This is a genomic window from Mycoplasmopsis fermentans PG18 (genome assembly GCF_000209735.1).
Taxonomy (GTDB): domain Bacteria; phylum Bacillota_I; class Bacilli_A; order Mycoplasmatales; family Metamycoplasmataceae; genus Mycoplasmopsis; species Mycoplasmopsis fermentans.
The window spans coordinates 476,511-496,832 of sequence record NC_021002.1 but is presented as its reverse complement, the minus strand read 5'-3'; the positions used below and the strand labels follow the sequence as shown (position 1 = coordinate 496,832).

Below are 20,322 nucleotides of genomic sequence, written 5' to 3'. Positions count from 1 at the left end.
AATGAACAGAGTTAAAAAATTAACAAAAAGAAAATTCTATAATGGACAAGATTACATTTTAGATGAAAGAAAACAAACAATTAAATTAACAACCAATTTTCATAACACACTTTTAAATAGTTTAGGAACTTTTAATGGTTTCAAAAAATTTGGTGGTAGCTCAATTGGTAACGTCTTAGAAACAGATAGCTTCAAAAGTCATTTCCAAGCTTTTTGTTTTATGTCAAGATTAAGTATGCCAGTGTTACAAACTAAATATATAGATGCCGGGGTAGCTATAGAACCTAAAGTTTTTGAACTTATGCAAAATAAATTTAATGAAATGCATCAAAAAGATATTAAAAGAGGTAAAGTTAGTGCTGATAGTCAACCAACAAAAGTAATTCATATTGAAGCAGCAAATGTCGGATATGACTATTTTAAAGGCAAACACGACATTTTAGGTGGTGTTCCTGATGGTCTTATTCCTTCAAAAAATATTGTAGTTGAAGTTAAAACTGTTCAAGAAAAGAAAAAGGTTGATTGAGATGCTCCCAATAATAAAGTACCTCTTGATTACAAAAAACAAGCCCAACTTTATGCTTATTTATTAGGCTATGACAAATATATGATTGCAGCTGCATTCTTAAAAGAAGAAGACTACGCCGATCCTGAAAACTTTCCAATTAATGAAAGATATTTTGCAACTTATCCTTTTAAAGTTGATAAAAAAATGGCTGAAGATGATGCAAATACCATAATTGAATTTTGAAAAAGATATTCACAATTGGGTGAATCTCCTAAATACAATTTAACTAAAGATCGTGATTTAGTTGATTATTTAAGATGCCATAATGAAGCTGAATGAAAAGAATTGTTTGATCGTTGAAAATCATTAGGAAAAGTTGATGAAGATTATGAATTCAATTAAAAAAATAATTAATTTTGGCCAATATTACAAATTTTTTGTTAAGCAAAAATACTACATTTGACACAATCTTTTAGATAGTGATTTAGAAAATAAAGATGCTAACAACTTTTCATTGCCTTTAATTAAAAATTATCATTCTTTAAACCTTGCTCAATTTAGCGATGATGAAAGTGAAGAAGGTGAAGAAGAAACATTTTGAAGTGATTTTGTTTATCAAGCAGAAAACACTCCTTGAGACTTTAAAGGAGCTAATTTAATAGCTTATGATAAGATTGAATCTCAATATATCGACTTCTTAAAAAATAACATTTGAAAAGTCCAAAACAACTATGAAACAGCCATATTCAAAAAAGTAGCAGACGTTAAAGAAGCTACAATTAACACACAGGAAGCTTTAAAAGACAGCAAAATTAAATACATTATTAATCCTGTTTTTTCTTTTAAAGCTTTAAGCAAAAATAAAGAAGAATTTACAATAAAAGCCCAACCTTTTGCTTATGATAAAGTTAATAAAATTATTTATTTTAAAAGAATGAATTCTAAAACAACTAATAAAGATTATTTAGAAGCTAATTACTTATATCAAGTAGCTAAAAAAGCCAAAGTTGAAGTTAAAAAAATTCAAAATATTATTTTTGATGACTATACTCAAAATGGTTTTGTTTTTAGAAAAGATAAACTAAACTTAAGATTAATTGAAGCTTCAAGTTGTGGTAAAAACAAAATGGACAAAAAGGCTTTAAGAAGTGATCTTGGTTACACAATTAATGATGGTTCTTATTTTGCTTCAAAAAATGAAGCTAATGTTCATGGAGATTACCTTTTTGCCGCACTTCAAGAAGATATTTTCACTCAACCAAGTGCACGCAAAATGCCAAAAACTTCTTTAGAATTTATGAGCAAAGATCCAAGAAGTAAATTTGGAGACTTTAAAGAAGTAATAAGTAAAATTGTAGAAGCTTATTATTTAACTAAACCAACATTTTCATTTGATAATCAAATTATGTTGCCGGATTCAGATATGTTTTATGGTAAAAACAAAGATTTAATGAATAAAGTTAGAGTAGCTGTTACACCTCTTGAATTACAATATTCTCCTGCTGTCAAAAAATGTTTAAAAACTTTTGATCAAGAATACTTAAATCAATTTTGAGAAAAAGTTAAGGAAAAAAGATCATTCCATAATAACTTTTCATCTTTTGTTTTAGAAATATTATCTTTATTACACCAAAAAGACAAAAGAATTATTTGATATGACTATGAAGGTCTTAGCTCAGTATTTCCAATAATTGACTACTTGAATCCTTATATTCAAATCACTCACCAAGTTTCAATTATTGAAACAATTAATGGACAAATAACAAATAAAAATAATATTGTTAAAGACCCTAAAAATATCACGATTTATGATCTTCTAGACAATATTATTGCTGTTTATTCAAATAAAGCTGACTACTACATTGTTTATAACAAAGGTTATGAAAATACCAGAAACAATGAACTTATAGAATTAGCTAAACTTTATTATGCTGATAGTCAACATAAAAAAGACATGGAACACTATTTATCTATAAATAAGCTCGATATGGAAAAATTAGAACAATTAATTACTTATGTTAATGAACATACTATTGACTTATTAGATTGTTTTAAACCAATATCTAAGAATAAATTCGATGAACGTTATGGCATGGATGCTAATAAAAATTATTATGTTTTTAAAACTAATTATGTCCCTCAAGCTAAATTTCATAGTGAAAATTTAAATAAAGAAATTTTATATACTTCAGTTTCTAAAAATAGTATTCCTTTTAACGTTGAAAATTTAGCAACTTACTATAAAGACGAAAGATTTTCAACTTTCATTTATGAATTATGAGGCAAAACCAGTATTAAAAAAATTGAACACATTATCACTGAAAATAAATTTAAATTAAGACATATTATTAAACCTTATAAAACTCTTGAAATCCAAAATGGATCAATGGCTTTAGAAGAATCAATTAGTCGTAAATTAGGCATCATTGGTGACAAAGCTTGAGAAGCTAAAATTGAATATTTAAAAGAATACTGTGAAAATGATGTTATGGCTATGATTATGACATATGATTTTATTATGGAAATAGTAGCTAGTGTATTTCCTAAAATTTACGAAAACGAGTATAAATTAAAGGAAAACCAATATTATGATTTTGATCCTAATAGCTTAGAATTAGTAATCAAAAACAACTAATATACAAATAAGAAGACATAGATATCGAATAAATATCTATGTTTTTTGCTTTTTTATTGCTTATTTAATACTTAAAAATAGAATTAATATTATTATATGTATCAAAATGTGAGAAAATTTCCATAACTAACACAATTTTGCCTTTTTAACCTATTAAAAAATTATAATTTATATGCAATGACTAACGTATTATATCTAAAAGAAATATAAGCTACGCTTACAAATCATTGCAAAAATTGATTTATTAACAAATATGTTAATATTCATGAAAATTTATTTTATCGGGAGATTAATTATGAAAAAAATTAATGTTTACAGTGAATACGGAAAACTTAAGGAAGTACTTGTTCACACACCTGGAGACGAAATTAGGCGCATCGCGCCTTCTCGCCTCGATGAACTATTATTTTCAGCAATTTTGGAACCAGATTCTGCAATTGCGGAACATAAAAGATTTGTTCAATTATTAAAAGATAACGGAATTAAAGTTATTCAATTGGACGAATTATTCGCTAAAACTTTTGACTTGGTTAGCGAATCAGTTAAGCAATCATTAATTGAAAGATGATTAGATGAATGCGAACCAAAATTAGATGCTACATTAAGAGCTAAAGTAAAAGAATACATTCTTGAACTTAAAGCTAAATCATCTAAAAAAATGGTTAGAGTTATGATGGCTGGTATCGACAAAAAAGAACTTGGTATCGAATTAGATAGAGATCTTGTAGTTGACCCTATGCCAAACTTATACTTTACACGTGATCCATTTGCATCAGTTGGTAATGGTATTTCATTACACCACATGAAATATGTCACAAGACAAAGAGAAACAATATTCTCAGAATTTATCTTTGACAATAACCTTGATTACAATACAGTACCTCGTTGATTCGACAGAAAAGATGAAGGAAGAATTGAAGGTGGAGACGTATTTATCTACTCAGCAGATACATTAGTAGTAGGCGTTAGCGAAAGAACTAACAAAGAAGCTATTAACGTTATGGCTCGTAAAATAGCAGCGGACAAAGAAGTTAAATTCAAAAGAATTTATGCAATCAATGTTCCTCCTATGCCAAACTTAATGCACTTAGATACATGATTAACAATGTTAGATAAGAATAAATTCTTATACTCACCAAACATGTTATCAGTATTAAAAGTTTGAAGAATCGACTTAAATGACCCTGATTTTGTATGACACGAAATTGAAGGTTCATTAGAAGAAATTCTTGAACAAATTATTGGTATGAAACCTATCTTAATTCCTATCGCAGGTAAAGGAGCAAGTCAATTAGATATTGATATCGAAACTCACTTCGATGGTACAAACTACTTGACAATTGCACCTAGTGTTGTAGTTGGATATTCAAGAAATGAAAAAACTGAAAAAGCTCTTAAAGCAGCTAAAGTTAAAGTTTTATCATTCGAAGGAAACCAACTTTCATTAGGCATGGGTTCAGCAAGATGTATGTCAATGCCTCTTATTAGAGAAGACATTAAGAAAAAATAAATCATAGTGATAAAATTTTATCAGCTCAATTTGCGCCGTAGTGCCAATTTAGCAAAAAAATAAATTTATTAATTAATTTAAGGAGAAAATATGCCATTAAACTTAAAAGGTAGGAGTTTAGACTCAGCTCTAAATTTCACTACAGATCAAATTAATGCACTTATTGACCTTGCTATTGATTTAAAAAGATCAAAAAGACAAGGGTTACATGCTAACAATCGTCCACTTGTTGGAAAAAACATTGCTATCATGTTCCAAAAAGACTCTACTAGAACACGTTGCGCCTTTGAAGTGGCAGCAGCTGACTTAGGAGCATCTTGCACATATATCGGACCTGCAGGTTCTAACTTTGGTAAAAAAGAATCTATCGAAGACACTGCACAAGTTTTAGGAAGATTTTATGATGGTATCGAATTCAGAGGATTCAAACAATCTGATGTTGATGCGTTAGTTAAATATTCTGGAGTTCCAGTTTGAAATGGACTTACAGACGCCGAACACCCAACACAAATGTTGGCAGACTATATGACAATTAAGGAATTCAAAGGTGATCTTAAAGGCAAAAAAATTGTCTTTGCTGGAGACATCAAAAATAATGTTGCTCGTTCAATAATGATTGGTGCTGCTTTTACAGGAATGAACTGTGTTCTATGCGGACCTAAAGAACAAGCAAAAATTGTAAAAACTGGAAAAGGTTACAAAGAAGTTTACGAAAAATGTCTAGAATTATTCAAACGTAATGGTGGATCAATTACATTTGAAGACGACAAAATCAAAGCTGCTAAAGATGCAGATGCAATCTATACAGATGTTTGAGTATCATTAGGAGAAGACTTCTCATTATTTGAACCTCGTATCAAAGAATTAGGAGCATTCCAAGTTGATATGAAAATGATTAAAGCTGCAAAAGAAGACGTTATCTTCTTACACTGCTTACCAGCTTTCCACGATGACCACACATTATTCTCAGCTGAAATCAAAGAAAAATTTGGTAAAAAATACCCAGTAGTTGCAACTGGAGCTATGGAAGTTACTGATGAAGTATTCCAATCAAAATGCAACAGATCAATTGATCAAGCTGAAAACCGTTTACACACAATTAAAGCTGTTGTTTTAGCAACTATTGGTTACTAATTCTCCCAATAGTCTTATAAAACAGTACAATTACTAAAATTTAAAAGATTTAAATTATGTCAAAAATTGTTATAGCTTTAGGTGGAAACGCTTTAGGAAACAATCCTGAAGAACAAAAAGAATTAGTTAAATTACCTGCTAAAAAAATAGCAGATTTAGTTAAAGAAGGTCACCAAGTGCTTGTTGGTCATGGTAATGGTCCTCAAGTTGGAATGATCTTCAATGCCTTTGCTGATGCAAAAAAAGTTAATGAAAAAACTCCATTAGTACCTTTTGCAGAAGCAGGTGGTATGTCTCAAGGCTACATTGGTTATCACATGCTCACAGCGATAACCAATGAATTGAGAAAGAAAAAAATTGAAAAAGATGTTTTATACTTTTTGACTCAAACAATAGTTGATGCTAAAGATAAAGCATTTAAAAACCCTACAAAGCCAGTTGGTCCTTTCTATAAAACTTTAGAAGAAGCTGAATTGGCTAATCCTAATTCAACCATTAAAGAAGATGCTGGTCGTGGTTTTAGAAAAGTTGTTCCTTCACCACTTCCTCTTGACTTTATTGGAATGAAAACAATTAGAAAAACATTTGACGCTGATAATGTTGTTATAGTTGGTGGTGGTGGTGGCATACCTACTATCGACGAAAAAGGACAATATAAAGGTGTTGATGGCGTTATCGACAAAGATTTCGCTTTAAGTAAATTGGCTACAAAAGTTGAAGCAAACTTATTTGTGATTCTTACAGCAGTAGAACATGTTTGTGTTAACTTTGGTAAACCAAACCAAAAAGCTTTAAAAGAAGTAACTGTTTCTGAACTTGAACAATACATCAAAGAAGAACAATTTGCTCCAGGAAGTATGCTTCCTAAAGTTAAAGCTGCTATTGCTTTTGTTAACGAAAATCCAAAAAATGTAGCTGTTATTGCTGACTTAAACAAAGTATCACAAGCTATCGAAGGCAAAAGTGGTACAAGAATTATCAAAGGATAATTCAATAAATAAAAAATAAAACTTTATTAAAAAACTAAAAAGGAAATTTAATAATGGAAGAAAAACAAACAAAAGAAAAGAAGATTTCCTTTATAGCTGCTATGTTGATCGTTATAGGTGGATCAATTGGTGCTGGTATCTTCTTTAAATCAGGTGCTGTTTTAAAAAGCTCGCACAGTAGTTTGATTCTAGCCATTTTCTGTTGAATAATTGCATCATTTGCGGTTATTGCAATGGCTTTATCATTGATTGAAATTTCATCAGTTAAAAATGACAACTTGTCACTTATGAGCTGATGTAAAGTCTTTAACAGCAAACGGATTTTCCGCGCTTCAAAAGACTTTATGACCTATATCTATTTACCTCTTACATACTTATTTATGCCTATGTATGTAATCATGTCACTTCAAGATGGTGTTGGGGCATTAATGAATAAAGATGCTTTAACATTCGGAACAAATGCTGACTGACTTATTTGATTATCAATTAGCTTATTAATGACTGTTTACTTCTTAACAGTACCTGCAATTTGATCAAAAGTTGGTAGTGTTCAAAACATTGTTGTTTTAAGTGTTAAATTTATACCATTAGTATTTATTACTATTATGGGATTTGTATTAGCATTCACTGGAAATGGTGGTTTAAACGAAGTTAACTGAACAATGCCTGCTCCAGATCAAACATTTGCAGAAGCAATTAAATCAGGTAAAAGTGTTACTGCTTTACCTAAATTAGGAGCTGGTCTTGGTGTATTCCTTGCTGTTGCTGCTATCTTCTTTGCTTATGATGGATTCTATGTCGCTGCTGGAATTCAAAGTGAAATGAAAGAACCTAAAAAGACTCCTTTAGCAATTTTCATTGGTTTAGGAATCACAACCTTAATTTACTTAATTGTTGCTATTTCAATGTCACTTAACGGTGGATCATTCTTTGGCTTCAATGGATACATGAGTAGTTTATTCAAAAATGAAAAAGCTGGTCGAATTGTTTTTGGTTTAATTAACATTTGTATTTCAATTGGTGTTCTAGGTATTATTAATGGTTTCTCAATGTGAGCTCCTCGTTATGTAGAAGATTTATTAGCTACAGGCGACTTACCATTCTGAGAAAAATGACACAAAAAATTAAATCCTAACAAACCATATGTTGGTATTATATACTCACTAGTAATCACAATTCCTGTTGTTATTATCTTTACTACAATTGGTGCTTTAGCATATATTGCTGATAACTCAGATTATACAATTTATAGTAGTGATGCGCATCAATCAATGGCAAGACTATATGCCTTCTGCGACTTGATGGCTAACTGAACAGCTTTATTTACATTCGGATTTATTGCTGTTGCAATTTATGGCGGAATTAAAAATAGAAAAACAAACAAAATTGAAATTAAAAATAAGAAAAAATACTTCTTACCATTTGCATGAATTTCAGTTATCTTAGTTGGATTTAGTTTAGCTGTAACTATTTTAGCTCCTATTACTGATATGTTCTTACTTGCAGGCGTTAACAAAGATTATGTTGACTATTCAGTAGACAGTAGTCTAGGAAATGCAACACTTGAAGAATATGTAAAAGCTATTGATGCTTCAAGAGCTGAAATGTACAAAAACTTAATTATTTCTAGAGTTGCATTAGTATGTGTATTAGGAATATTTGCAATGTTAACATTCCTTCCTGCAGTTATTGAAGATGCAATTAACAAGAAAAAATATGGTTCTTTAGAAACTTATGAAGAATACAAAGCACAAAAATTAGCAGAATTGTCAAAAGAAGAAGCTACTTTAACTAAACAAAAACCAGTTGAAGTTCAAGCTTAATTTATAAGGAGAAAGTATGTTTAAGAAAAAACTATTAATATCAAGTTTAGCAGTTGCTTCATTTTTACCTGTATCAGTTGTTTGTGTCTCTTGTGGAGATGGTAAAACTGATGAAGAAAAATACTTAGAAGCTGCTAAAGTTAAATTTGAAAACATTAAAGCATATTTAGCCAAAATAAATGACTCTTATGAAGAGTATCAAAAAACTACAAAAATAACTGATTCTGCAATTATTGCTAAAAGAGATAAAGCTAAAAAACTTGGCGAAAAAATGAAATCTGAAAATTACTACAGCGAATTAATTAAAGACAAAAAAATAATAGAAATAAATACTATTTTAAATGACTTATGAAATGAAGTTGAATCATATAAAGATGCAATATTGAAAGATTACTTTTAATAAGTAACATCAAAAAAACTTTTCATTCAATTAAATTAAAAGAAAAACTTTGCACATATAAAAATCTCCATTATTTATTGTGTGAAGTTTTTTGTTTTTTCAATTAACCTATAAAAAAGCTTAATTAGCAAAAACAACCTTAAAAAATACTTATTTTTACAAAAAAATAAAATATTAAAATAGGCATATATTTTAACTATTAATTTGTTATAATATTGACATTATGGATAAAAACATTATTAAAAGCAAAATTATTAAAGAATTAAAACCAATTTTAAACAAATTAGGGATTGAAAAGGACGATCTCTTAATTGAACCTAAAGTCAAAGCCGATTTCGCTTCTAACGTTGCATTAGGAAACAAAGGCAAAAATCCTATGGAACTTGCCAAAAAAATTGTTAAAGAATTAGAGCCTAAACTAACTTCATTAGGTCTAAAAAGTGTAGAAATTGCAGCTCCTGGATTTTTAAACTTTTACATTGATGATCAAACAATTATTAAAAGTTTGAACCAAATTATCAAACAAAATGAAAACTTTGGTCGTGGTAAATTAAAAGGAAATCTAAACATCGAATGGGTTTCAGCAAACCCTACTGGATACTTGCACATTGGTCATGCACGTAATGCTGCTATTGGATCAGCACTATACAACATTTGTACTTTCGCAGGTTTAAATGTTTTACGTGAATATTACATCAATGATGGTGGTAACCAAATTAACACTTTAGCTCAAAGTATATTTGCAAGATATAAACAATTTTATGAACCAGATTTCCCTATGCCAGAAGACTGCTATGGAGGTCAAGACATTGTTTGAAATGCTGAACAAATTAGAACAAAACATGGAGATAAATTTAAAGATCTTAAAGAATTAAATGATGAAGCTTTAAAAGTATTTAAAAAAGAAGGTGTGGCTAATTTCTTAAAACAAATTAAAGTTGATCTTAAAAAATTTAAATGTGGATTTGATATTTGATTTAGTGAAAAAACTTTATATGCAAACAACAGTAAAAGAATTTTAGACACAATTAAAAAACTTAAAAACCATTTTGAAGCAGATGGTGCTACATGACTTAGAACAACAAAATATGGTGATGATAAAGACCGTGTTGTAATTAAAAGCAATGGTGATTTTACTTACTTTGCACCAGATATTGCTTACCATGACAAAAAATTCAAAAACTCAGGCAAAGATCCAATTATTATGAACATTTGAGGCGCTGACCACTTAAGTTACATCACTAGAATGAAAATAGCAATGCAAGACTTAGGTTACGACCCAAACAAATTAATTGTTCTTTGTTTACAATTAGTAAGACTTATGAAAGATGGTCAAGAATACAAAATGTCAAAACGTAAAGGTACAAGTTTTTGATTAAGAGACTTTGTTGACCTTGTTGGAGTAGACAGTGCTCGTTTCATTCTTTTAGATAGAACATATAATTCAAAACTTGACTTCGACATTAACATTGCAACTTCAAAATCAAATGACAACCCTGTCTTCTTAATTCAATATGCAAATGCTCGTTCATACCAATTGCTTAAGAAATCTAAATTAGATGTTTCAAAACTTAAAGCAACAAATATTGACAACGAACTTGATAAAAAATTAGTTTCGACATTGCTTGAATTTCCAGAAGTTATCATTAGTTCAGCAACTAAGTACTTAACACACTTACTAACACAATACTTAATTAGAGTTGCCAAAGAATTTAACTCATGATACTCAAATACAGAAAAAATTATTGGAAGCAAGAATGAAATGAATTCTTTAACTATTGCTCGTGCTGTTAATATTGTTTTAGAAAACGGATTAAGACTTTTAGGTGTTAGTTCAAAACACAAAATGTAATTCAAAATAATTTTAGGAAGTACTCAATAGTGCTTCTTTTTTATAATTCTAATTCGCTATTAAAGAGTCAAAAAATTATGTTTTTTTAATAGATTCAGAAAAAATAATAATTATATTTTGATTAAAAATAGAAAGGGACAATAAAAAACTAAATTAAAAATAGGCAATATTAATTAACTTAAACTTATATATCAACTGTTTGAATGTTTAATTTTGATTGTTTTATTTTTTGATTAATATTGATTTGAAAAATATACTCAAAATTGTCCAATTTAACTATAAAACAGTCTATTTAGTAATTTTATTAGATATAAAATTCTAATAACATTTAAAAGATTTATTTTAAAAAAATTAATACAAAAATTAACTGATGAAGATGTTAATAGAAACAGAGTAAAAATGGCTTCATTAAAAGATATTTTAAAATAAAATGTTAAAGATAGCTATGATGAGTTTGCTCAAGTATTTACTATAGAAAATAGCGGAAAAGCTTTATCGAAAATGAAATTCACAATAAAATTATAGAAATAAAATAAAATGCTAAAAACTAAACAAATTACCCACCTAGGTGAATTGAAGGATAATTATAAGACACACACTTGTGTGGTTTTATTTGACATTTCTTAAAAAATGATTATTAATATAAAAATTAATAATATAATTAAAACTAATATTTAATATAAGGATTAATATGCATAAAAAGAAAGTTATTTTAGGAATGTCTGGAGGAGTAGACTCTTCAGTAGCTGCATATTTATTACTTCAACAAGGTTATGATGTTGAAGGTCTTTTTATGCGGAATTGAGATTCATATGTTAATAATGATTTTTTAGGCAATGAAAATATTAGTCAAGATATTTGCCCTCAAGAACAAGATTATCAAGATGCTTTAGCAGTAGCAAATAAATTAGGTATTAAGCTTCATCGTGTTGATTTTGTCAAAGAATACTGAGATAATGTTTTTGAAAACTTTATTGAAGAATATAAAAAAGGTCGAACACCTAATCCTGATATTTTATGCAATAAATATATTAAATTTGATGCTTTCTTAAAATATGCTTTTGAAAAACTCAATGCTGATTATATTGCCATGGGTCATTATGCCAAAGTTAAGAATGGTAAACTTTATCGGGCGAAAGATCAAAATAAAGATCAAACATATTTTTTAGCTCAATTAACTAATCAACAACTAGAAAAAGTTTTAATGCCTCTTGCTGATTATCCTAAAGAAGAAATAAGAAAAATAGCTAAAAAATTAGACTTAGCTACAGCTACAAAAAAAGATTCAACAGGTATTTGTTTTATTGGCGAAAGACATTTTACAAAATTCTTACAAAACTATATTCCAGCTCAAAAAGGAAAAATATTAGACATTAAAACTAAAGAAGTTTTAGGAACTCATGATGGTTGTTTCTATTACACTATCGGTCAAAGAAAAGGATTAAATTTAGGCGGCAAAAGTGAAGCTCACTATGTTTGCGGTCATGATGTCAAAAACAATATTATTTATGCTGCACCAGCTAGTGATCCTAGTTATTTAGAAAGTAATATGCTAATAGCTTCAAACTTATGTCTAAATCATCATCGCTTTAATAAAAACAAATTAAGTGCTAAATTTAGATATCGTCAAAAAGATCTTAAAGTTAAAGTTGAATTCTTAGAAAATAATAAAATTAAAGTATTTTATCCATCAAAAGCTCAAGCAGTAACCCCCGGTCAACAAGTTGTTTTATATGATCAAGACAAGTGCTTAGGCGGAGCAATAATTGAAGAAATATACTTAAACAATATTAAAAAAGATTACATTTAGGAGATAACTATGGAAAAATTAACATCAAAAGAAATTAGAGAAAAGTGACTAAGGTATTTTGAATCAAAAGGTCACTTGCGTGTTGAAAGCAAATCATTAATTCCAGTTAATGATCCTTCTTTGCTTTGAATTAACTCAGGTGTAGCAACACTTAAAGATTATTTTTCAGGTAAGAAAAAACCGCCTAGAAATAGATTAACTAACAGTCAAAAAGCAATTAGAACTAATGATATAGAAAACGTTGGTGTAACTTCAAGACACCACACATTTTTCGAAATGTTAGGTAACTTTTCAATTGGCGATTACTTTAAAAAAGAAGCTATCGCTTTTGGTTATGAATTCTTAACTAATGAATTACAAATAGACCCTAAAAAACTTTACATGACTTATTTTGCAGAAGATTTGGATACTAAAAAATACTGAATGGAACAAGGAGTTGAAGAATCACACTTAATTCCAGGAACTAGAGATACAAACTTCTGAGATGTTGGTAGTGGACCTTGTGGACCCGATACAGAAATCTTTTATGATAGAGGACCTAAATATAACAAACGTGGTTTAGAGTTGCTTAAAAAAGATATTGAAAATGACCGTTACATCGAAATTTGAAATATAGTTTTTAGTCAATTCAATAATGATGGTGAAAATAACTATACTGAATTAAAACAAAAAAATATTGATACTGGTGCAGGACTTGAAAGAATTGCTTCAATTATGCAAGATGCTCCAACTAACTATGACAGCGATCTTTTTATTAACATAATTAAAGAAATAGAAAAATATGCCACAGTTAAATATGACATTGATAACTACTTTAAAAAAGATAAAAAGCAAACTGAAATCAACACTAACTTTAAAGTTATAGCAGACCACATTAGAACAGTGGTTAATGCTATAGCTGATGGAGCTAAAGTTTCAAATGTTGGCCGTGGTTACATTATTAGAAGACTTATTCGACGTTCAATTTACAAAGGAATGCAACTAGGAGTTAAAGGTCTATTTTTACATAAATTAGTAGATGTAGTACAAGATTCATTACCTTATGAATATGACAAAAAACCTGTTGTAGTAGCCATTAAAGAAGAAGAATTAGCTTTCCATCAAACTATTGAAAAAGGTAAATTATTACTTGAAAAATTTATGGATAATAAAACTAAAATTTTCTCAGGTGAAGATGCTTTTAATTTACTTGAAACTTATGGCTTTCCAATTGAGTTAACTGTTGAAATTTTAGCTAAGAAAAATATTAAAGTTGATCTTAAAGCTTTTGAAGAAGCTAAGGAAAGACACGCCAACTTAAGCAGGGGTGAAAAAGTTAACGGAATGGATAAAGTAATTAACTCATTAGCCTTAATTAAAGGCAAAATCGGTGAATTTATTGGTTATACAGACTTAGAAAGTAAATCAAAAATTCTTAAACTTTTAAATAATGAGGAAGAGGTAAAATCATTAAATGGTGAAGGTTATTTGATCTTAGATAAAACACCTTTTTATGCTACTAGTGGTGGTCAAAATCATGACCATGGTTTCATTTTACAAGGTAAAAATAAAATCAAAATTTTAGATGTTTTTAAAGACAAATTTGGTAACCATATTCATAAAATTGAAGGCAAAATTAACAATAAGGATACTGTCGAATGTTATGTTGATAAAGAAGTAAGAATTGGTATGGCTCGAGGTCACTCAGCAACTCACTTATTATTCCGTGCTTTAGTTAAAGTACTTGGACCTCATATTGATCAACTTGGTTCAGATATCACCGAAGAACGTTTAATATTTGACTTTCCAGCTGATGAAAAACCAACTGATGAACAAATTAAAAAAATCGAAGACATAATGCATGGTTGAATTAAACAAAATGTTGAACGTGAATATATTGTAACAAACATTAAAAAAGCCAAAGAAATGGGCGCAATTATGACTATTGACGAAAGTGAATACATGGATCCTAATAACATTCGTATTGTTGACTTTAAAGGTATTACAAAAGACCTTTGCGGTGGTACTCACTTAGATAGAACCGGAATTTTAGAAGACTTTAAAATTACTAAAGTTGAGAAAAAAACTGCTGGTGTATTTAGAATAAGAGCTGTAGCTTCTCATAAATATGTTAAACAATATTTAACAGAATTAAATCAAAGTTTAAAAGAACAATTAGATGCTTTAGTTAAAAAAGCTCAAAGCTTTGATAGTAAATATCAAATTAAATTTACACCTAATAAAGATGTTGAAATTGAATGTGCAAACATTAAAAAAACAATTGATAAAGTTCATGAAGATATCAAAGAATTAATCAAAAACAAAAGCAATATAACCTTTGATTTTGATAGTGTTCAATTAACTAAAAACAAAAAATACCCTTATTATTTAAACATTGATTTTGATAGTTCCCAAGTTAAAGTTGCTGCTGCAACGCTTAGAGAAAAATTTCCTGAAGCTATAATTGTTTTAGGTGCTAAAAGTAATAATCAAATTCTTTTATGTGTGGCCGCTAAAGTGCTTGATGCTAACAAATTATTCCAACAAATAGCTTCAAAAACCAATGGTCGTGGTGGTGGAAGTTCAATTATTTCAATGGGTAAAGTTGACTATACTAAAGATCTTGAAAATATTATTAAGGAACTTATTTAATGCGAGCTTTAGCTCTAGATTTAGGCACTAAAACTTGCGGTTTTGCAATTAGTGATGAAGGCATGATTATAGCTAGTGCACTTGAAACATTACATTTTGAAGAAAATGATTTTAATGCAATTATTGAGCAAATCAAAATTTACCAAAAAACATATAAAATAGATAAATTGGTATTAGGAAAGCCTTTAAGATCTAATAATACAAGTAGTGAAAGAACAGTGCTTTTTGAATCTTTTGCTCATAAACTAAAAGGTATTTTTAAAGACTACAAAATTTATCAAGTTAATGAATATGGAACTACTATAGCTGCTACTAATATTTTAAAAGAAGCAAAACTTTCTATTAAAAAAAGAAAAGCTCATAAAGATACTTTGTCAGCTGTTTTAATCTTGCAAGAATTTTTAAATTATGGAGGTGTAGAATTACATGATTAGTGCTGTAATCAATTTAAGTAAAGGTGCAAAAATTGGCTTAATTGTTTCTGCTATTGTTTTTGTGATTATTGCCTTTATAACTTATATTATTTTACTAGTTAAAACTAGAAAAATTCGTAATGAAATAAATACCAAAGAAGCTCAAAAAGCTCATGAAGCTATTTTGAAAATCAGAGGTGAAGAATTAGGAGAATTCCCTAAAGAATTAAAAGAATTTTTTAAAAGTAATCTTGATGATTATGATTTAGAAAACTTTATTAATACTATTTATTTAAATGATGTTCAAGAGATTTTACTTGTTGGAAGTAAGTTAGAATATCCAACAGCTTTATTTAAAAATAAATCACAAGCTCAAATTTGTTTAGAAAAACAAAACATGAATGTAAGTTTATGAAATAAAGCTGTTTTAGAATTACCTAAATACTTTAAAGATCAACCTTCATTTATTAATGTTAATGAATTAAAAACTCAAGATAAGAAATTCAAATTGATTTTTTCAATTAATTCAACTGAAACAAATCAAGAATTATTTGACAAATATTATCCAATGTTAAGTGAAAAAGGGATGCTTGTTGTATTACAAAATTCAAATACAAAAAGTGGTTATAGAGTTTTAACTAAACATTTAAAACTTAATAAAATTGTTTATGAATTAAGTTATGTAAAAAGCGGATTCTTATATATAGTAAAAAGTAAAACTGAAATAAAAAATGAAAACTAAGGACTTTTTTGTAACGAAAATGTTCTTTTTTTAACAAAAACTAAACTAAATAATTAATTTATTCATTATGAAAGCAACAACAATAATCAAAAAAATTCGCGAACATACTTCAGGCATTTTGAAATTGGATGATGTAATTTGAAGTTTTTCGAATGGGAGTTAAAACCCTTAATTCCTGAAATATCTTATTTTGTTCAAAAAATAAGAACTTTACTCGAAAAATTTTTAAGTCATTTATATTCTTCGACTTTTGCTTCACTTAAGTATTCAACTTTCATATTCATTCCTTTCTTATGCATAATTAATATTCTATATTAAAAATCTTTTTTCTATATAAAGAAGAAAAAATTCCACTTAAATATTTAATTAAATTTAGATCACTAAAAAGTTGATTTTTTATCGATTATTTATCGTTTTTTAGCTTTTCTCAAATAATGGACAAAAAATAAATTTATTTTATAAAATAAAGCTTAATATATTGTAAAATAACTATTATTAAACATATAAGGAGGGATAGATGGCAGGTAAAAAGCAAGAAAAAATCATATTAGCTAAAGAAACATTAGAAAAATATCAAGCAGAATATGAACACTTAATTAAAGTTGAAAGACCTGAAATTCAAGCAGCTTTAAAAGAAGCTAGAGCACAAGGTGACCTTTCAGAAAACGCTGAATATGATGCAGCCAGAGATCGTCAAGGTATTGTTGAAGCAAGAATTGTTGAACTTGAAGGCATTTTAGCAAATGCTGAAGTTATTGAAACAAACCAAAACAAAAAAGGTAAACTAAAAGCAGGTATCGGAGCAACAGTTAAATATCTTAACTTAAAAACAAATAAAGAAATTACAGTTAAAATCATGGGTATTCATGATTCTAATCCAATGGAAGGTAATATTTCTAATGAATCACCAGTAGCACAAGCTATCATGGAAGGTGATGAAGGCGCAACAGTTGAAGTTGATGTGCCTAATAAATACAGTATAAAAATCTTATCAATTCAATACAAATAGTTGACTATTCAATTGATTTCATTTAAATGATTAATACATGAATCAGTTTTGTATTGTTTTTTTATTAACTTTTTAGACTAAAAACAAATAAAGAAAGAGGTAATTATTATGGTTATAGGTATAAGCGGAATGATTAGTAGTGGTAAAAGCACACTAACAAGAAATTTAGTTAAACACTACAAAAATTCAATGATGTTAAAAGAATATGAAGAGGACGATGATGTCTTCAATACATTCTTAAAATGACTTTATGAAAAACAACCTAATTTAACAATTGGTTTTCAATCTTATGTAGTGGAAAACCACACATCTAAATTAGCAGATTGTTTTAAAAAATTTAGCGAAAAAGGCTATAAATACAAGGATAATCACATATTTTTAGATCGTTTTAGTATTGAACATTACATTTTTGCTAATGTTAACTTAAGAACTAAAGGTAAAAAATATTTAGAAGGTTATGATGCACTTTTCTCTCATCTTATTACTAAAGATGAAACTCCAGATTTAGCAATTTTTCTAGATATGACTTTTGACACTTTCAAGAAAAGATTATTTGAAAGAGGTAGAGAAGTTGAAACTGAAAACTGAAATAAAAACAAAGATTACTTTAGAGAACTTTATGATCTTTATAAACCATTATTTATTAAACAAGCTAAAAAATATGATTTAAACTATGTTATTATTGAAACAGATAATTTAACTGAAAAACAAGTTTTTGAAAAAGCTGTTGAAGTTATTAACAATTACGATTTCAGTAAAATGGAACGTTACAATAAATAGGACTTACAATGATTATTGGTATAAGTGGCATGATTGGCAGTGGTAAAAGTACACTTGCTAAAGGCTTACATAAACATTATAAAAAATCAGTTTTATTAGAAGAATTTCAAGAAAATGACCCAGTTTTTAATACATTTTTAAAATGAATGTATGAAAAACAACCTAATATTCACATTGGTTTTCAATCATATATTATTGAAAGCTTATCAGACACATTTAAAAAAACAGTAGCTAAATTTAAAAATAATAACTTAAATTTTAGAGACAATCATATCTTTTTAGATCGTTTCAACATCGAACACTATGTTTTTGCTGTTGTCACTTTAATGGATAAAGATCCTAAATATCAAGCAGGTTTTGATGCTATGTTTGAAAAAATAGTTGATCCTGAAGATAATCCGGATTTGGCGATCTTTATTGATATTGATTTTAATGCATTCAAAGCTCGTTTATTAGCTCGAGGTCGCGCTTCAGAAGTTGATAATTATGCTCAAAATGAAACATACTTTAAATTACTTCATTCTTTATATAAAAAGCTTTATATAAGATTAGTTGAAAAATTTAAGATACCTTATGTTATCATTAATAGTAATAACAAAAGTGAAAAAGAAGTTTTACAAGAAGCTATTAATATAATAGATAGCTATGACTTCTCAAAATCAAAGAGGTATAATGAATAAGCAAAATATTGACTATCGAATTAAAAAGGTTTTATATACTCAAGAAGAAATTGAAGCTAAAATCAAAGAATTAGCAACTTGAGTTAATCAACAATACAAAGACTCAGACAATTTAATCATTGTTGGTCTTTTAAAAGGATCAATCCCATTTTTAGCTCAGCTAATAAAAGATATAACTGTTGACCATGTTTTAGACTTTATGACTACTTCTAGTTATGCAGGAGCAGGCAATAGTAGCGGTAGTGTTAAAATCATTATGGACTTGGCTCAAGATATTAGAAATAAAGATGTTTTAATTGTTGAAGACATTATTGATTCAGGAATTACACTTGATAAAATCAAGCAAATTCTTTTATCTCGTAAACCTCGTTCATTTAAAATAATAACTCTTTTAGACAAACCACACAACCGTAAAGTTGAATTGAAAGCTGATAAATCAGCCTTTATCGTGCCAAATGAATTCTTAGTTGGTTTTGGTTTGGATTATGATGAAAAAATGAGAAACCTCCCTTATATTGGAATTTTTGATAAAAAATATTTAAAAAAATAATGACAGTGTAATGCTGTCATTTTTAAATCAAATTTAGTTTTTCTTAATAGCTAATCCCGAAGGAGCATCAGCAATTAAAGTTGCATCATTATGTTGTATTAACATTGAAGCTGCAAATTTAGAGTTTACTGTTTTAGTATTCATTAATTTAAAAATTGTGTTGCTTTTATCAAGTCCTAAAGCAATAACTAAAATCTTTTTCGAGTTAAATAATGCACCAGAACCAATTGAATAAATTTCAAGTGAATTAAGTTGATTATTTCTCTGCATGATTTTAAAGTTGTTTAATAAATCGTTATTTAATCAAAAATTTGATGTGTAATCTGAGTTGTAATTCTTAAATTTATCGATATAACCTAGCTCACCGTTTTTGCCCAAAAACACTATAGACAAGTCGAATGCTTTATTTTTGAAAATAAAGGGATCATATTGTTGATCTTTTGTTGGAGCGAAAGTTATAGGAAAGAAAATTTGATTAGTTGGCATGTTAATTGGCGCTAAAAGATTCTTATCAAAGAAACTATAAACAGAAGTAATTGTATTTTTTGTTACATTTGCAATTTCTTCAGTTAAAAAGAAATTAACTTTATTAAAACTGTATTTTCCTTTTTTAACATCATTAACAATTTGACTATAAATTCCTCTAAAATCATCAGTTGCATTAATCGCTATATTTGAATTAGGTTTCATAAACAACTGATTTTCAATAACTTGTGAAACATATTCACAAATATCAGAATAATTATTCATACTTAAATATTTGATTGCCATAGGACTCCTTAAAATAATTCTATAAAATTATATTACATTTAAAATGTTTTTAATTTTTAATACTATCAATCAATTAAACTTAATT

Annotated in this window: 17 protein-coding genes; 16 read left to right on the top strand and 1 reads right to left on the bottom strand. The window is 28.0% G+C overall.

The features are described 5' to 3' along the window. The first annotated feature begins 1 nt into the window (after position 1). The 16 genes from MBIO_RS02270 (at position 2) to hpt (ending at position 19,466) form a co-directional block, all read left to right on the top strand. Positions 2-910: an MAGa7180 family putative nuclease gene (locus MBIO_RS02270; protein WP_013354655.1), complete on the top strand. Its 909-nt coding sequence runs from the start codon at positions 2-4 to the stop codon at positions 908-910. Continuing rightward, positions 888-3,143: a UU173 family protein gene (locus MBIO_RS02265; protein WP_041594216.1), complete on the top strand. Its 2,256-nt coding sequence runs from the start codon at positions 888-890 to the stop codon at positions 3,141-3,143. Before MBIO_RS02270 ends, MBIO_RS02265 begins: the two co-directional genes overlap by 23 nt. Positions 3,144-3,438: 295 nt before the next feature. Next, a complete protein-coding gene (locus MBIO_RS02260; protein ID WP_013526891.1) occupies positions 3,439-4,653 on the top strand; it encodes an arginine deiminase family protein in 1,215 nt (404 codons plus the stop codon). A 90-nt stretch (positions 4,654-4,743) separates the two neighbouring features. Beyond that, positions 4,744-5,787, top strand: a complete 1,044-nt coding sequence (gene argF, locus MBIO_RS02255; protein WP_013354652.1) for an ornithine carbamoyltransferase — start codon at positions 4,744-4,746, stop codon at positions 5,785-5,787. 56 nt (positions 5,788-5,843) lie between these two features. Then, positions 5,844-6,776: a carbamate kinase gene (arcC, locus tag MBIO_RS02250; protein ID WP_013354651.1), complete on the top strand. Its 933-nt coding sequence runs from the start codon at positions 5,844-5,846 to the stop codon at positions 6,774-6,776. A 53-nt stretch (positions 6,777-6,829) separates the two neighbouring features. After that, entirely contained in the window at positions 6,830-8,599 is a 1,770-nt protein-coding gene (locus tag MBIO_RS02245) for an APC family permease (RefSeq protein WP_041594215.1), read from the top strand. A gap of 16 nt (positions 8,600-8,615) precedes the next feature. Beyond that, the gene (locus MBIO_RS02240) at positions 8,616-8,999 is read left to right on the top strand and encodes a hypothetical protein (protein WP_013354649.1); all 384 of its coding nucleotides are present in this window, start codon (positions 8,616-8,618) and stop codon (positions 8,997-8,999) included. A 223-nt stretch (positions 9,000-9,222) separates the two neighbouring features. Next, positions 9,223-10,851 (top strand): arginine--tRNA ligase, encoded by a 1,629-nt coding sequence (gene argS / locus MBIO_RS02235; RefSeq protein WP_013354648.1) that lies wholly within the window; start codon positions 9,223-9,225, stop codon positions 10,849-10,851. Positions 10,852-11,542: 691 nt separating this feature from the next. Beyond that, positions 11,543-12,661, top strand: coding sequence for a tRNA 2-thiouridine(34) synthase MnmA (gene mnmA / locus MBIO_RS02230; RefSeq protein WP_013354647.1), 1,119 nt, complete (start codon positions 11,543-11,545; stop codon positions 12,659-12,661). 9 nt (positions 12,662-12,670) lie between these two features. Then, positions 12,671-15,292: an alanine--tRNA ligase gene (alaS, locus tag MBIO_RS02225; protein WP_013526890.1), complete on the top strand. Its 2,622-nt coding sequence runs from the start codon at positions 12,671-12,673 to the stop codon at positions 15,290-15,292. Further along, the gene (gene ruvX / locus MBIO_RS02220; RefSeq protein WP_013354645.1) at positions 15,292-15,726 is read left to right on the top strand and encodes a Holliday junction resolvase RuvX; all 435 of its coding nucleotides are present in this window, start codon (positions 15,292-15,294) and stop codon (positions 15,724-15,726) included. Before alaS ends, ruvX begins: the two co-directional genes overlap by 1 nt. Next, entirely contained in the window at positions 15,719-16,447 is a 729-nt protein-coding gene (locus tag MBIO_RS02215) for a BC85_0335 family putative methyltransferase (RefSeq protein ID WP_013354644.1), read from the top strand. Before ruvX ends, MBIO_RS02215 begins: the two co-directional genes overlap by 8 nt. Before the next feature lie 517 nt (positions 16,448-16,964). Continuing rightward, positions 16,965-17,456 (top strand): transcription elongation factor GreA, encoded by a 492-nt coding sequence (gene greA, locus MBIO_RS02210; protein ID WP_013354643.1) that lies wholly within the window; start codon positions 16,965-16,967, stop codon positions 17,454-17,456. A 108-nt stretch (positions 17,457-17,564) separates the two neighbouring features. After that, positions 17,565-18,236 (top strand): deoxynucleoside kinase, encoded by a 672-nt coding sequence (locus MBIO_RS02205; RefSeq protein ID WP_041594214.1) that lies wholly within the window; start codon positions 17,565-17,567, stop codon positions 18,234-18,236. Positions 18,237-18,244: 8 nt separating this feature from the next. After that, on the top strand, positions 18,245-18,916 hold the full coding sequence (locus MBIO_RS02200; RefSeq protein ID WP_013354641.1) for a deoxynucleoside kinase: 672 nt from the start codon (positions 18,245-18,247) through the stop codon (positions 18,914-18,916). Next, complete coding sequence (hpt, locus tag MBIO_RS02195; protein ID WP_013354640.1) at positions 18,909-19,466, top strand: hypoxanthine phosphoribosyltransferase; 558 nt, start codon at positions 18,909-18,911, stop codon at positions 19,464-19,466. The genes MBIO_RS02200 and hpt overlap by 8 nt, the downstream gene beginning before the upstream one ends. Positions 19,467-19,499: 33 nt before the next feature. Here the strand turns inward: hpt and MBIO_RS02190 are convergent, their stop codons facing one another. Next, positions 19,500-20,237, bottom strand: coding sequence for a sugar phosphate isomerase family (locus MBIO_RS02190; RefSeq protein ID WP_013354639.1), 738 nt, complete (start codon positions 20,235-20,237; stop codon positions 19,500-19,502). Positions 20,238-20,322 lie beyond the last annotated feature (85 nt).